Annotated in this window: 13 protein-coding genes; 11 read left to right on the plus strand and 2 right to left on the minus strand. The window is 36.1% G+C overall.

Annotated elements, in window-relative coordinates:
- The first annotated feature begins 54 nt into the window (after positions 1-54).
- The 6 genes from BCI01S_RS16340 to murB all read left to right on the plus strand — a co-directional run bounded on the left by BCI01S_RS16340 (position 55) and on the right by murB (position 6,031).
- Entirely contained in the window at positions 55-1,155 is a 1,101-nt protein-coding gene (locus BCI01S_RS16340) for a dipeptide epimerase (RefSeq protein WP_047944251.1), read from the plus strand.
- A complete protein-coding gene (locus BCI01S_RS16345; protein ID WP_047944250.1) occupies positions 1,152-2,069 on the plus strand; it encodes a C40 family peptidase in 918 nt (305 codons plus the stop codon). The genes BCI01S_RS16340 and BCI01S_RS16345 overlap by 4 nt, the downstream gene beginning before the upstream one ends.
- 12 nt (positions 2,070-2,081) lie before the next feature.
- Entirely contained in the window at positions 2,082-3,041 is a 960-nt protein-coding gene (locus BCI01S_RS16350) for an ABC transporter ATP-binding protein (RefSeq protein ID WP_047944249.1), read from the plus strand.
- An 11-nt stretch (positions 3,042-3,052) separates the two neighbouring features.
- Positions 3,053-3,844: a serine hydrolase gene (locus BCI01S_RS16355; RefSeq protein WP_061800071.1), complete on the plus strand. Its 792-nt coding sequence runs from the start codon at positions 3,053-3,055 to the stop codon at positions 3,842-3,844.
- 256 nt (positions 3,845-4,100) lie between these two features.
- A complete protein-coding gene (locus BCI01S_RS16360) occupies positions 4,101-4,919 on the plus strand; it encodes an ABC transporter ATP-binding protein (RefSeq protein WP_047944248.1) in 819 nt (272 codons plus the stop codon).
- Between the two features lie 200 nt (positions 4,920-5,119).
- A complete protein-coding gene (gene murB / locus BCI01S_RS16365; RefSeq protein WP_047944247.1) occupies positions 5,120-6,031 on the plus strand; it encodes a UDP-N-acetylmuramate dehydrogenase in 912 nt (303 codons plus the stop codon).
- A gap of 82 nt (positions 6,032-6,113) precedes the next feature.
- Here murB and BCI01S_RS16370 read toward each other — a convergent pair whose 3' ends face one another.
- Positions 6,114-6,743 (minus strand): VanZ family protein, encoded by a 630-nt coding sequence (locus BCI01S_RS16370; RefSeq protein ID WP_053215787.1) that lies wholly within the window; start codon positions 6,741-6,743, stop codon positions 6,114-6,116.
- A gap of 174 nt (positions 6,744-6,917) precedes the next feature.
- Here BCI01S_RS16370 and BCI01S_RS16375 point away from each other — a divergent pair, with 174 nt between their 5' ends.
- Both BCI01S_RS16375 and ilvD read left to right on the plus strand, forming a co-directional pair.
- Entirely contained in the window at positions 6,918-7,817 is a 900-nt protein-coding gene (locus tag BCI01S_RS16375) for an aldo/keto reductase (protein ID WP_235844528.1), read from the plus strand.
- 410 nt (positions 7,818-8,227) lie between these two features.
- Entirely contained in the window at positions 8,228-9,904 is a 1,677-nt protein-coding gene (gene ilvD / locus BCI01S_RS16380; protein WP_061800075.1) for a dihydroxy-acid dehydratase, read from the plus strand.
- Positions 9,905-9,995: 91 nt separating this feature from the next.
- On the opposite strand, the gene BCI01S_RS16385 is transcribed toward ilvD, so the two are convergent.
- Positions 9,996-11,027 (minus strand): AI-2E family transporter, encoded by a 1,032-nt coding sequence (locus BCI01S_RS16385; RefSeq protein WP_047944244.1) that lies wholly within the window; start codon positions 11,025-11,027, stop codon positions 9,996-9,998.
- A 229-nt stretch (positions 11,028-11,256) separates the two neighbouring features.
- Between BCI01S_RS16385 and BCI01S_RS26025 the strand changes: the two genes are divergently transcribed.
- The 3 genes from BCI01S_RS26025 to BCI01S_RS16395 all read left to right on the plus strand — a co-directional run bounded on the left by BCI01S_RS26025 (position 11,257) and on the right by BCI01S_RS16395 (position 14,765).
- Complete coding sequence (locus BCI01S_RS26025) at positions 11,257-11,394, plus strand: MerR family DNA-binding transcriptional regulator (protein WP_186440704.1); 138 nt, start codon at positions 11,257-11,259, stop codon at positions 11,392-11,394.
- Positions 11,395-11,782: 388 nt separating this feature from the next.
- Positions 11,783-13,087 (plus strand): hemolysin family protein, encoded by a 1,305-nt coding sequence (locus tag BCI01S_RS16390; RefSeq protein ID WP_047944243.1) that lies wholly within the window; start codon positions 11,783-11,785, stop codon positions 13,085-13,087.
- Between the two features lie 241 nt (positions 13,088-13,328).
- A complete protein-coding gene (locus tag BCI01S_RS16395; RefSeq protein WP_047944242.1) occupies positions 13,329-14,765 on the plus strand; it encodes a PTS mannitol transporter subunit IIBC in 1,437 nt (478 codons plus the stop codon).
- Positions 14,766-14,961 lie beyond the last annotated feature (196 nt).

A 14,961-nucleotide genomic window follows, 5' to 3' on the forward strand; every position in this document is an offset into this window, starting at 1 on the left:
TAATTGGCATAGCAACACTAGAAAACAAGATTTTAAAAATAAGGATGATACATAGTGAAAATAACTAAAATCGAAACATTCCGTGTCGCAGTTCCATTAATTAAACCTTTTAAGACAGCGTTACGAACTGTAACGATTGCTGATTCTGTATATGTAAAAATTACATGCGAAAACGGAATTGTTGGTTGGGGAGAAGCACCGCCGACTTTAGTAATAACAGGAGATAGTCTAAAAAGCATCGAAGCATCCATCCATGAAGTGTTCAAACCTTATTTATTGAGCAAAAGCATTTTGCAGCTTGAATTATTGCTTCAAGGAATCCAGCAAATACTTGTTGGAAATGTGAGTGCAAAGGCAGCAATTGATATGGCCCTATATGACTGTTTTTCTCAATATTGTAAGCTGCCACTTTATCAATTATTGGGTGGATATAATAATACATTGGAAACAGACTATACAGTTAGTGTCAATGACCCGGTAGAAATGGGAGAAGACGCAATGAGCTATGTTAAACAAGGGTTTAATGTATTAAAGATTAAAGTGGGAAAAGATGAAATACAAACAGATATTAATAGAATAATAGAGATTAGAAGAAGAGTAGGAAGTGAAATTAAATTAAGACTGGACGCTAACCAAGGCTGGAGCCCGAAAGAGGCAGTTGTAGCTATACGAAAAATGGAGGACTTAGGACTTAATATCGAATTAGTGGAACAGCCAGTTAAAGCGGATGATATCCAAGGTTTAAAGAAGGTAACTGATTCAGTAGACACATTAATTATGGCTGATGAGGCTGTATTTACTCCACAGCAGGCCTTTGAGGTGCTGAAAACACGCAGTGCAGATTTAATTAATATTAAATTAATGAAATCAGGGGGCATCTACCGTGCCCAGATTATCAATCATTTAGCTGAAGTTTCAGGAATGGAATGTATGGTCGGAAGTATGATTGAAACTAAATTAGGAATTACTGCTGCGGCCCATTTTGCAGCAAGTAAAAAGAATATAACTCGTTATGACTTTGATGCACCACTGATGCTGGCCCGAGATATAGTAGATGGCGGTGTTCAATATGACGGAAGAAACATCATTTTATCTAAGCAATTTGGTTTAGGGATAAATCATATTCTTGTACACGAAAAGGAGAATGTGGGATGAATAAATATGATGTGAGAATAGTGGATGTTCCTGTTGCTACCCTCTGGACAACTGAATATTCAGCAAGAGAAATAGACGCAGGGGCAATTGATAATCCTTGTGATATAAAGAGCTGGATTGCGAGTCTTGATTATGAAAAAGGACTAGAGCTTTGTACAGAGAACTTAGTACAATCACAAGTATTGTATGGGCAAGAGGTATATGTATTGGAAGAAAAAGGCGACTGGACATATGTAGCATTGCCCAATCAAGCAACTCGGAAAAATCAGCTTGGCTACCCGGGGTGGATACCTAAAAAACAACTTGTAAAAAGGGAAGGTTATTCTTTACAAAGTGGACCGATTGCAATAGTTGAAGCATCTGCAGCAGAGTTATGTGATGGTAATAAAAATGCAATATTGTCATTATCCTTTCAAACGAGACTCCCGCTAAAAAAACAAGAAGGAGAGTGGGTTCAAGTGTCGACACCTTCTGGGGAAGGGTGGATTAGAGCAGCGGATGTAGTCGTTTATCCCTCTTTTCAAGATGTCCGTAAAGGAACAGGGAAAGATATAGTAAAACAAGGAGAACGATTTTTGAAACTGGACTATTTATGGGGCGGCATGAGTTCGTTCGGTTATGATTGCTCTGGTTTCAGTTACAGTATGTGCTTAGCGAATGGGTATGTGATACCGAGAGATGCCAGTGAGCAAGCAGAGGCAGGGAAAAATATTCCTTTAGAGGAAATGGAGCCAGGAGATTTATTGTTTTTTGCTTACGAGGAAGGGAAAGGACATATCCACCATGTAGGTATTTATTATGGAGAAAATAAATTGCTTCATTCCCCAAAGACAGGAAAGACAATCGAAATTATTCCTTTAGAAAATACAATCTATGAAAAAGAATTATGTGTAGCAAGAAGATATTGGGAATAAGGAGAGAGTGGGATGACACAGCAGGTTCTATTGAAAGTAGAAAATGTATCGAAGCATTTTGAATTAGAGAAGAATACGACATTACAAGCAGTATCTAATGTATCCTTTTCTATCAAGAAAGGAGAAACATTTGGTATTGTCGGTGAATCAGGCTGTGGAAAATCGACATTAGGCAGAACGATTATGGGATTATATAAAGCATCGAATGGGCAAGTTTTATACAATGATATCAATATGGGAAGTATGTCTGAAAAGGATAATTTTTCATTTCGACGAAAAATGCAAATGATTTTTCAGGATCCCTATGCTTCGTTAAATCCTCGTTCCACGGTCCGGGAAATTTTGGCAGAGCCTTTAGAAATTCATGGAGTCTATCGAACAAAGGAAGAAAAAAATACTCGTATAGATGAGTTATTGGAAAGTGTAGGGCTGAATAGAGAACATGCCAATCGTTTTCCCCATGAATTTAGCGGGGGACAAAGACAAAGAATTGGCATTGCGAGAGCATTAGCCCTAGAGCCGGAATTTATTATTGCAGATGAGCCGATCTCCGCACTAGATGTTTCTGTGCAAGCACAAGTAGTAAATCTATTAAAAAGGCTGCAAAGAGAAAAACAATTAACCTATCTATTTATAGCCCATGATTTATCGATGGTAAAGCAGATTAGTGATCGAATTGGTGTCATGTACTTAGGGAATTTAGTAGAGTTAACAGACAGTAAGGCATTGTATTCCAATCCCCTACATCCATATACACAGGCACTTCTTTCTGCTATTCCTATTCCAGATCCAGATATAGAAGACAAAAGAGAACGAATTATCTTAAAAGGGGAATTACCAAGTCCAGTTGACCCGCCAAGTGGTTGTGTTTTTCGAACCCGCTGTCCCCATGCGATGGATATTTGTGCCAATAAAAAGCCAGATTGGCAAGAGCGAGAAAATGGCCATTTTGTAGCCTGTCACCTTTATTAGGATATAACAGGATGAATATGGAGAAATTAAGCAAGCTTATAAATAAAATTGTACAGGAATATGAGGGAGAAGGTCATTTTGGGATAGCTATGGAATGGAGAGGGCAAGGTTTTTTTCTAAATGAAAACGACGTCTTCCCCAGTGCTAGTCTCATTAAATTACCAGTTATGGTCGAAAGCTTTATGCAAAGCTCAGGTGGAACACTGGCGTTAGAAGATTTAGTGGAGGTTAGAAGCCTCCTAAGAACAGGGGGAGCGGGTATTGTTCAATACATGTCTCCGCAAAGTCGTTTATCGATTCGTGATTTACTTACTTTAATGATGATTGTTTCGGATAATATGGCAACCAATTATTTGATTGAGCGACTTGGCATGGACAATGTGAATAGAAGATGTCAACAGCTTGGGATGTCATCAACCGTTCTGCAGCGAAAAATGATGGACCGAGAAGCGCGAAAAAGAAAAATTGAAAACTATACTTCTCCTCATGATATTCTCCGATGTCTAAAGGCGATTTATAACGATAGAAATCAGAGTGGGAAGACAATCTTATATCATCAGCAACTTCTTGATAAACTGCCGTATTATCGCGGAGAGAATAGTGGTATTAGAATTGCTAATAAAACTGGAGAATTGGATAAGGTGGAACACGATTGTGCCATCATAGAGCACGAGGATGAAATTATCTTTATTGCGATTTTAACAGATCAGCTTACAGCCAATCAGAAAGGGAAAGAACTAATCCAATTAATTGGAGCCAGTATTTTTGAGTGTTTATATGATAAAAAAAGTCTGAACGGATAAGGCAGACTTTTTTTTGCGTGAGTCAAATCAGAAAGGTGCAAGAAAAATTCGTGTAAATATGTGAAACAGTCTTGAATGAAATCCTCGTTCAAACTATAATAAATAATGAAAATCATTATCATTTATAATTTGTAAAGAAATAGATATCTCTTTTATCTTCGAATAAAGAAGGAAATAACGGCGGAAAATAGCAACAGAAAATGACTCCGAATTTATTATAAAACATATAGAAAGAACAGGAAGGAGGGGAAGAAGAATGGACATACTGGCTACAGATCAACTCAAAATTGGATATGAAGATAAAATTATTGTCGATGACTTGAATCTACGCGTGAAGGAAGGGGAAATTACAACCATTATTGGGCCTAATGGTTGTGGTAAGTCCACGATATTAAAGACTCTTGCGCGGATTCATAAAGCAAAGGAAGGGTTTGTATATCTAGACGGAGAAATGATACACAAAATCCCTACTAAAAAAATTGCCCAAAAAATGGCAGTGCTTCCTCAATCACCAGACGCACCGAATGGATTAACGATTTATGATTTAGTTTCCTATGGTCGTTCCCCTCATCAAAGAGGATTTGGGCGATTAGGAGAGAAAGATAAAGAAGTGATAAATTGGGCATTAGAAGTAACTGGTTTAACAGAGCTGAAGGATCAAGAAGTTGATACATTATCAGGTGGTCAGCGTCAAAGAGCATGGATTGCGATGGCGATTGCGCAGGAAACAAATCTTCTGTTATTAGATGAACCGACAACGTATTTAGATATGGCTCATCAACTGGAAGTACTGAAATTGTTAAAGAAACTGAATGAAGAAGAAAATCGAACTATTGTGATGGTTATTCATGATCTGAACCATGCAGCAAGATTTTCCGATCATATGGTCGCGATGAGAAATGGTAAATTGATGAAAGAGGGAACAGCGGAAGAGGTAATGACAGAAGAGGTTCTAAAAGAAGTTTTCCAAATAGATGCTGTTGTTGTACAGGACCCTAGAACGAATAAGCCTGCTTGTCTTTCTTACGACTTATTACACCAAAAGGAAAGAGAATTAGTAGCATTCGCTAAGTAATGGATAAAAAGATTACTTAGCTTTTTTTTATATATGAAAACTTGTCTTATTCTTTTTTTAGCATGAAGAGAAGGGGGTTCTCATATAATGGGATTGAGTAACATTTCACATAAATTTGCTTATTATCGTCGTACCTATTTATAATTTTGGTATACTATTAGAATAGTGTAGTCAGAAATATGTATAGAAGGTTGAGATTAATGGATAAAAATATACTGCTAAAAAAATTTCTTGAAATATTGCCTGAAGAAAGTGTAAAAATGGATGAGGCGTTAAATAAATATACGTATACTAAAATTGGTGGGAAGGCTGATTTTTTACTTTTTCCGCAAACATATGAACAATTACAGTCAGCGTATAAATTAGCCCTTACACAAAATGTGCCGATTACGATATTAGGAAATGGTTCTAATGTGTTGATTAGAGATGGTGGAATTCGTGGGGTTGTATTTAATTTAACTAAGCTTGAGGAAATTTCTCTTGCAGGCAATAAAGTGGTTGCCCAAAGTGGTGCGGCGATTATTGAGACCTCTAGATTTGCATTAGAGCATTCTTTAACTGGATTGGAATTTGCTTGTGGAATTCCAGGTTCTGTCGGCGGAGCGTTATATATGAATGCGGGGGCCTATGGTGGAGAGGTTGCTGATGTTTTGGAATCAGCAAAAGTATTAACGAAAACAGGTGAAATTCAAACAGTAACAAAAGAGGAATTAGAACTTGGCTACCGTACTAGTAGTATAGAGAAAAATGGCTGGGTGGCATTAGAAGGAACTTTCTCTCTGCAAACAGGTGAGTATGCAGAAATTAAGGCGAAAATGGATGAACTTACTTTCTTGCGTGAATCTAAACAACCGTTAGAATATCCTTCATGTGGGAGTGTCTTTAAAAGACCGCCTAACCATTTTGCAGGGAAACTGATTCAAGACAGCGGTCTTCAAGGAACGAAAATAGGTGGTGCACAAGTTTCTACGAAACACGCAGGGTTCATTGTGAACGTAGAAGATGCTACAGCCAATGACTATCTATCCTTAATAAAACATGTCCAAAAAACAGTAAAAGAAAACTTTAACGTCGACCTTGAGACAGAAGTTAGAATTATTGGTGAGGAATAATAGGTTTGTTCTGTTTTCTTTAACAGGACAAAAGGGGTATTTGAAGGAGAATTCATCTTTTTCAGATACCCCTTTTTGGTGATTATTTTCTATCTATTTTCCGCAAAAATAACCGCATTAATAGATAGAGAAGATATCCTATTATCGCACCAAAGACATTTAGAATGAAATCATCTATATCGGCAGCTCGATCTGTAGTAAAGAAAAATTGGATTAGTTCAATGGAAAGGGAGCAGAGGATAGCAAGTCCTATTGTGATCAATGCTTGAAAGTGTTTTTTATATAACATAGGCAGTATAAAACCAAAGGGAATAAACAAGACGATGTTGCCTAAAGTATATAACATCCAAAAGAAAGGCGGCTTATATTTATATTGATACAAAATTTGAACATAGGGTGTAATATTCATTTTTCCTTCCGTTATGGTTGGTGGAGTGAAGTGAAAAGGAGCTAAAGTCACATAAGCAACAGTCAGTAAATAAAAGAAAAATAGATTGAGTAGAATTTCTTTAGAAAAAATGACTGAATTTCTTTCGTTCTTTCGTTGAAGTCGGAAATAGACCCATAACGGCACGGCCAGAATAAGAATAAAAGGAAAATTTAATCGTAATTGAACTCCACTCATCGACCATAATGTAATAAATAGAAAGAGAAAAATGATGACAAAGATTCCACTTTTTAATACATGCACAGATAATCGAAGTCCTTTCATTAATGTTTGTTCTCCTAAAAGTATATGAAGCTTGTTTGAAAATAGAATACAAAGCGAATTGCTTTACTCTTATTAAAGAAAAAAGCATACTAGGGGAGAAAGAGAATAGTTGTCTATATACTAATGAAGGAGATGAATCTTTTGAGTAGTAAAGTTCAAATCGGTCAAACGGCTATGCATGTTACGAAGCTAGGATATGGTGCAAACTCTGTCGGTGGTCATAATTTATTTCCGAATTTAAGTGATGAAACAGGAAAAAATGTAGTAAGAAATGCATTGGATGCTGGGATTGATTTTCTTGATACCGCTTATGTATACGGATTAGGGAGATCAGAGGAATTAATCGGAGAGGTGCTGAGGGAAAGAGGCAACCGCCAAGATATTGTTCTTGCAAGCAAGGCTGCTCATAAATTAGTAGATGGCAAAATTGAACTTGATAATAGTAAAGAATTTTTACGTAAAGCGGTAGAAGATAGTTTAAAGCGTCTGCAAACAGATTATATTGATTTATTTTATGTTCACTTTCCAGATGGAGTTACTCCTATGGCTGAGGTAGCAGGAACATTAAAAGAATTAAAGGATGAAGGAAAGATTCTTGCAGTTGGAGCTTCGAATTTAGATGCCGAACAAATAGAGGAATTTAACCAAGATGGTTATCTAGAGGTATTCCAAGCAGAGTATTCTTTATTTAAAAGACAAGCAGAGGAAATATATTTACCATATTGTGTAGAAAACAATATTAGCTTTATTCCGTATTTTCCATTAGCTTCTGGATTATTAACCGGGAAGTACTCGAAGGATTCGATCATCAGCGGCGGAAAAGAAAATAATCCACTTTTCCAGGGAGAAGCATTTATTCGTAATGTAGAAAAGGTGGATCAATTAAAGCAAATGGCTGAAGCTAAAGGCTTTGATGCAACACATTTTGCACTAGCATGGCTGTTAGAGCAGCCTGCGGTTGATGTAATCATTCCAGGGGCGAAATCAACTGAACAGCTTAAGAATAATCTTCGAACATTAGACGTGTCATTAACGGAAGAAGAAGTAAAGAAAATTAGTGAGATATTTGCATAAGAGGTAATGCATCTAATGTGCGAATAAACTTGAGAGAGAATAATGATATCAATAAAAAAGCGATGAAGGGATATAAATCTTCATCGTTTTTTTTAGATTTTTTACAACAGCCAATAATTGAGAAAAGAAAGAAAGTTATTTTAATATATCTTTATTTTGGAACGGCATCAAGAAAATGGAAGGAAATATAAAAAATAGACGGGACTGTTTGTTAGGTTTTCTAACATTTATCGTTAGATGGTTATTGATATAACGATGTTTTTACCTTTTTCTAGAAAAAGTAAACAAAATAAACTTATCTGAATAATCACAAGAATAAATTATACCAATTTTGTTATCATAGTGTTACAATAGGTAAAAGTTTAAATATACAGATTTTTCGATTTAGTCGGATAATTGGAGGGATAAAAGTGACACAATTGAGAAGTAATATGATTAAGAAAGGATTCGACCGAGCTCCGCATAGAAGCTTACTGCGTGCAGCTGGTGTTAAAGAGGAGGATTTTGATAAACCGTTTATTGCAGTGGTCAATTCATATATTGATATTGTTCCAGGTCATGTCCACTTACAGGAATTTGGGAAAATTGTAAAAGATGCAATAAGAGAAGCGGGCGGCGTTCCCTTTGAAATGAACACAATTGGGGTAGATGATGGGATCGCAATGGGACATATTGGAATGCGCTATTCATTACCAAGCCGTGAAATTATTGCAGATTCTATTGAAACAGTAGTTGCAGCACACTGGTTTGACGGGATGGTTTGTATTCCTAACTGTGATAAAATCACACCTGGAATGATGATGGCTTCTTTACGCTTAAATATTCCTACTATTTTTGTAAGTGGGGGGCCGATGAAAGCTGGAGTTACTAGTGATGGCAGAAAGATCTCCTTATCATCTGTATTTGAAGGTGTAGGGGCTTACCAGTCAGGTAAAATCGATGAAAGTGGACTAAGAGAATTAGAACAATTTGGCTGTCCGACATGCGGTTCTTGTTCCGGCATGTTCACAGCAAATTCCATGAATTGTTTGGCAGAAGCTTTAGGTCTTGCTTTACCTGGAAATGGGACAATTCTTGCTGTGGCACCAGAGAGAAAGGAATTTGTAAAGAAATCTGCGAAACAGTTGATGAATCTAATAAAAGAAGATATCAAACCGAGAGATATTGTTACAGAAAAGGCAATCGATAATGCGTTTGCTTTAGACATGGCATTAGGTGGATCCACTAATACAGTGCTTCATACATTAGCATTGGCTCATGAAGCAGGTGTAGAGTATCCTCTTGAAAGAATCAATGAAGTAGCATCTAGAGTACCTCATTTATCGAAGCTTGCGCCTTCGTCTGATGTACATATTGAAGATCTGCACGAAGCAGGCGGTGTGTCAGCAGCGCTATACGAATTATCGAAAAAGGAAGGAGCTCTCCATTTAGATACGTTAACTGTTACAGGAAAAACACTTGGAGAAAATATCGCTGGATGTAAAGTGAAAGATTATCAAGTCATTCGACCAATTGATGATCCTCATACTCAAACAGGTGGATTGGCAGTCCTATTTGGGAATTTAGCTCCTCAAGGTGCTATTATTAAAACAGGTGGAGTCCAAAATGGCATTCAACGACATGAGGGACCAGCTATTGTGTTTAATTCACAAGATGAAGTGCTGGAAGGATTAGTAAAAGGAAAAGTGAAGGAAGGACATGTTGTCATCATTCGCTATGAGGGACCAAAAGGAGGACCTGGTATGCCGGAAATGCTGGCACCTACTTCCCAAATTGTTGGAATGGGTCTTGGTCCAAAAGTAGCACTGGTAACAGATGGGCGTTTTTCCGGGGCTTCTCGAGGTATTTCGATTGGTCATGCTTCTCCTGAGGCAGCCGAAGGAGGACCATTGGCATTTGTAAAAGATGGCGATCATATTGTAATTGATATTGAAAATCGTACAATGGATGTTGTTGTTCCAGAGGAAGAATGGGAACAGAGAACAGCAGAATGGAAAGGTTTTGAGTCGAAAGTAAAAAGCGGCTACTTGGCACGTTATTCGAAGCTTGTGACATCTGCGAATACAGGAGCAGTATTAAAGTATTAATTTGAACTGCTCATTATAGAATAAAAGCAGGCTGGATTCACTTTCTTGTGTGAATCCAGCCTGCTTTTATTGAATAGAAATGAAGCGAGAACTATTCTTTTACTAAGTTTGTTTTCCTTTTTGGATCCATACTTTGTACTTGGAGGATATCTAAAAGAAACACAAACACAGGTATACCAATGATTAATCCCCATACTCCAAAGAAATGCTCTGAGAAGATAAGGACAATAAAGGTGAAAAATACAGGTAAATTTGTTTTCGAAGACATGAGCTTCGGGTTAAGAATATAAGCTTCGATTGCATGAATGATACAAATAAAAATAATCAAAATAATGATATAGGGGTATCCGCCAATGGTATATCCAATTGTTAATAAGGGAATGAGGGAAATAATAACCCCGGCAACTGGAATAAGACCAAGAACAAATACCATAAGAGATAATCCTAGTAATTGAGGAAAACTGAGTATCCATAATCCGATTGTCGTTAAAATGCAATTTACCAAAGCGATAATAACCTGTGCTTCTAATACTTTTCCGAAAGTTAACACAAACTTTTTGCCGAAAAACTCCATTTCGTTATAAAAAGGAGCTATTTTACTTGTGCGGAAGTTTTCTTTATATTTAATCAAACGCGGCTTCTCTAACAGGAAGAAGAAGCTTAAGATAATAGCTAGTATGAATTGTAAACTTAGGGAACTAATACTGGAAAAATATTTAACGATAATGCCCAGCCCTTGTTCCAAATAGCTGTTTATTTGTCTTTCTTGAATAATGGAAACAATATAATTTAAGACAGCATTATCATGGGGACGAGAGTAAAAATCCATTAGTTGTCTAACTAATGCTGTTATTTCTTCCACTAACATTGGCAAATATTTAATAAAGCTATAAGAAAGTAATCCGATGGTTATGAGATAGAGGATGCTAACTATAACGTTTCGTTTTACGTGAATTCGCTTAGAGATAATTTTTTCCATACGATCCATTAAAAATGAAAGAATAAAGGTAAAAAGCATTAAATTAATCATACTCCTAAGTGTGTAGATACCCAGAATCATGAGAGCAAAGATGAAAAACCTTTTTACACTTTTACTTGTAAGAAAATTGATAATTGTTTCCACTCCATTTCCCCTTTTTGATATATTTTTTCTTGTCTATCTATCTACCTATATTCTAACCTAAATTGATTTTTAATCATATAAAAAAGCCGACATTTTTGAAAATTTAGCAAGATAAAAAGCGTGTGCAAAATATATTGGAAGTATTTTGCTTGAAACTTTTCTCCTTAGACTTATATAATTAATTAAGTATAACTAAAACGTTATGGTTAGGAGGAGAAGCGATGGGGCTGTGAAATTAAGAATTGGTGATTTAGCAAAAGCTACTGGTGTGGCAAAAAGAACCATTGATTATTATACAAACCTTGGCCTTCTTCAAGCAGAGCGTTCCCAAACTAATTATCGTTACTATGGTGAAGAACAAAATTGAATAAATAAAGCTATTGAAGAATACAAAAAGAGTAAGCTTACGCTGGAGGAAAAGAAGGAACGATTAAATAATCAACAAGTGCATTCCATAGGTATAGAGGAACTGAGAGCAAATAGGAAGAGTCTAAGTGATAAAATGCATCAGATGCTTACCTCTAGAGATGCACAGGTCCAACATAAAAATAGAGAAGTAAGAAATACTATTATCCATGAAAGCATTTCTTTATACAAGCACTGCTTCTTTTGCTAAATTAACTGTTTTGCATTTATTTATATATTCGGAAGTAGGAATGAATTTTAACTAGTAGCAGCGTCTTTCCTTTTGTAATGTGAGAAAGGCATGCGGCTTTTATTAATCAGGAGGTGTAAGCCCCTTTACGGGCTACTTATTGGAAATTTTTAATTTGATTTTATTCGTGATATTAATTGCATTTACTGCTTTTTTCGTGGCAACAGAGTTTGCGATCGTCAAAGTCAGGAGTTCAAGAATTGATCAGTTAGTTGCTGAAGGTAAAAAAGGAGCATTAGCAGCAAAAAAAGTTACGACACATTTAGATGAATATTTATCAGCTTGTCAATTAGGGATAACTGTGACAGCCTTAGGTCTTGGTTGGATTGGAGAATCTACTTTCGCAGAAATTCTAGAGCCTCTATTTGTTCATTTATCGATCGGAACGGCGCTATCGCACTTGATTGCCTTCATTATTTCTTTTTTACTTGTAACTTTTTTGCATGTCGTTGTTGGAGAATTAGCTCCGAAAACAGTAGCTATTCAAAAAGCAGAATTAATAACATTAACCTTTGCAACACCAATTATTTGGTTTTATCGTCTATTATACCCTTTTATTTGGTTGTTGAATGGCTCTGCAAGACTTTTGACAAGTATCTTTGGATTAAAGCCAGCGTCAGAACATGAACTTGCTCACTCGGAAGAAGAGTTAAGAATTTTAATGTCAGAAAGCTATAAAAGCGGTGAAATCAATAAAAACGAATTAGCATATGTAAATAATATTTTTGAGTTTGATGAACGAATTGCCAAAGAAATAATGGTCCCAAGAACAGAAATGGTGACTATCAGTGTGGACAATACATTTGATGAAATAATGGCTATCTTAGAGGAAGAAAATTATACTCGCTACCCGTTAGTAAATGGGGATAAGGATAATGTGATCGGCTTAATTAATATTCGCGAATTTCTTACTGCAACTATTCAAAGCAGAGAAGCAATTCAATTAGAGGATTATATGAAACCAATTATCCGGGTAATTGAAACAGTTCCTATCCGCGAATTGCTGATTAAAATGCAAAAGGAACGTACACATATGGCGATTTTGCTTGATGAGTATGGTGGTACTTCAGGAATTGTTACAGCTGAAGATATTCTGGAAGAAATTGTTGGAGACATTAGAGATGAATTTGATGAGGACGAAATCTCTGACATTCGCAAAATAAAGGATAATCATTATATTCTTAATGGCAAAGTATTGATTAGTGAAGTAAATGATCTTTTAGGAACTCACTTATCAGAAGATGAAGTAGATACAATAGGCGGATGGTTTTTGACTAATAATTTTGAAGCGGTTGAGGGAGATATATTAAAAGAGGAAGGATATATCTTCAAAATTAAAAATATTGAAGAACACCATATACATTTCATTGAAGTAATCAAAGATACAAGTGTAGTGGAAGCTTGATGAAAGACTTTTAAGAGAAGGGGAAACCCTTCTCTTTTTATGTGTAGTTACGTATAAATAGGAAGGGTGGTGGCATTTTATAAAGAGGAAATTAAAGCGAATGCTGATTTTATTGAATTTTACCAATTAAATTAATTTAATTGTGTCAACATTGTGTCTGTCAAAAGTGTATTTACTTTGAATTGAGAATAATCTGTAACCGCTTTATAATCAAACTGAAATATTAAGGGGGTTAAACAAAATGTCAGACGAAAATAAAAATGGTTTTCGTGTCAAAATACAGCGTTTTGGTAGTCATTTAAGTGGCATGATTATGCCTAATATAGGAGCATTTATCGCATGGGGGTTAATTACCGCCTTATTCATTGAAACAGGATGGGCTCCTAACAAAGAGTTAGCAAAACTAGTAAGTCCAATGATTACGTATTTATTGCCATTATTAATTGGTTATACAGGCGGTAAGATGGTTTACGCAGAGCGCGGTGGTGTAGTTGGTGCAATTGCAACCATGGGTGTAATCGTCGGTGCAGATATTCCGATGTTCCTTGGTGCGATGGTTATGGGTCCACTTGGTGGCTACTTAATCAAAAAAGTGGACGATTTATTTAGAGGAAAAATTAAAGCCGGATTTGAAATGTTAGTAAATAACTTCTCAGCTGGTATTTTGGGAGCGCTTATTGCCATTATTGGTTTTAAATATGTTGGTCCAATTGTAGCAGCATTAAGTAACTTCTTATCGAACGGTGTAGAATTAATTGTTAATGCAAACCTCTTACCATTAGCAAGTATCTTTATTGAGCCTGCTAAAGTATTGTTCTTAAATAATGCCATCAACCAAGGTATTTTAGGTCCGATTGGGGTAGAACAAGCGAAAGAGGTAGGAAAATCTATTCTATTCTTACTAGAATCAAACCCTGGTCCTGGGTTTGGGGTACTATTAGCTTATTGTATATTTGGAAGAGGTACATCAAGACAGACAGCACCTGGGGCAGCAATTATTCACTTCTTGGGTGGTATTCATGAAATTTACTTCCCATATATTTTAATGAAACCTGTAATGTTATTAGCTGTAATCGCTGGTGGTATGGGTGGAGTATTCACCTTTACACTATTTGATGCAGGTCTAGTAGCGACTCCATCCCCTGGTAGCATCATTGCGTTAATGATGATGGCGCCAAAAGGACAACATTTAGGTGTTATCGCTGGTGTTGTGGTTGCAACGATTATTTCTTTCGTGATTGCAGCTATTATTTTGAAAACAAGTAAAGATAAAGAAGAAGATATTAATGCAGCAACAGAAAAAATGGAAGCATTAAAAGGGAAGAAAAGCTCGGTTGCAAGTGCAATTACTGAGACTACAGCAACTCCTGATGCAGCTGAAACTTCAGAATTTGATTACAAATCAGTGAAGAAAGTAATCTTTGCTTGTGATGCTGGTATGGGATCTAGTGCGATGGGTGCATCAATTATGCGTAATAAAGTGAAAAAAGCAGGAATTGAAGGAGTAGATGTAACAAATACTTCTATTGCAAACCTTCCAAGTGATGCGGATCTTGTTATTACCCATAAAGATCTAACAGATAGAGCAGTAGAAAAATTACCGACTGCACACCATGTTTCTGTTGAGAATTTCATGAACAGCCCTAAATATGATGAGATCATTGAAAAATTAAAATAAGAATTAGCAGAAATACCGGCCAACTTAGTAGATTGGCTGGTATTTTTTGTGTTTAACGCGGTTTATGTCTATTTAATCTTTTTCCATGAAAAAGTACTTAAATTTCAGTATTTATAGATAAAAATAGGGAAGTATAAATTAGAAATGGCAACAATGAAATTGAAAAAAATATGTTTAATACTGTTTGAATAAGTGT

Source organism: Niallia circulans NBRC 13626 (genome assembly GCF_001591585.1).
GTDB lineage: Bacteria > Bacillota > Bacilli > Bacillales > Cytobacillaceae > Niallia > Niallia circulans.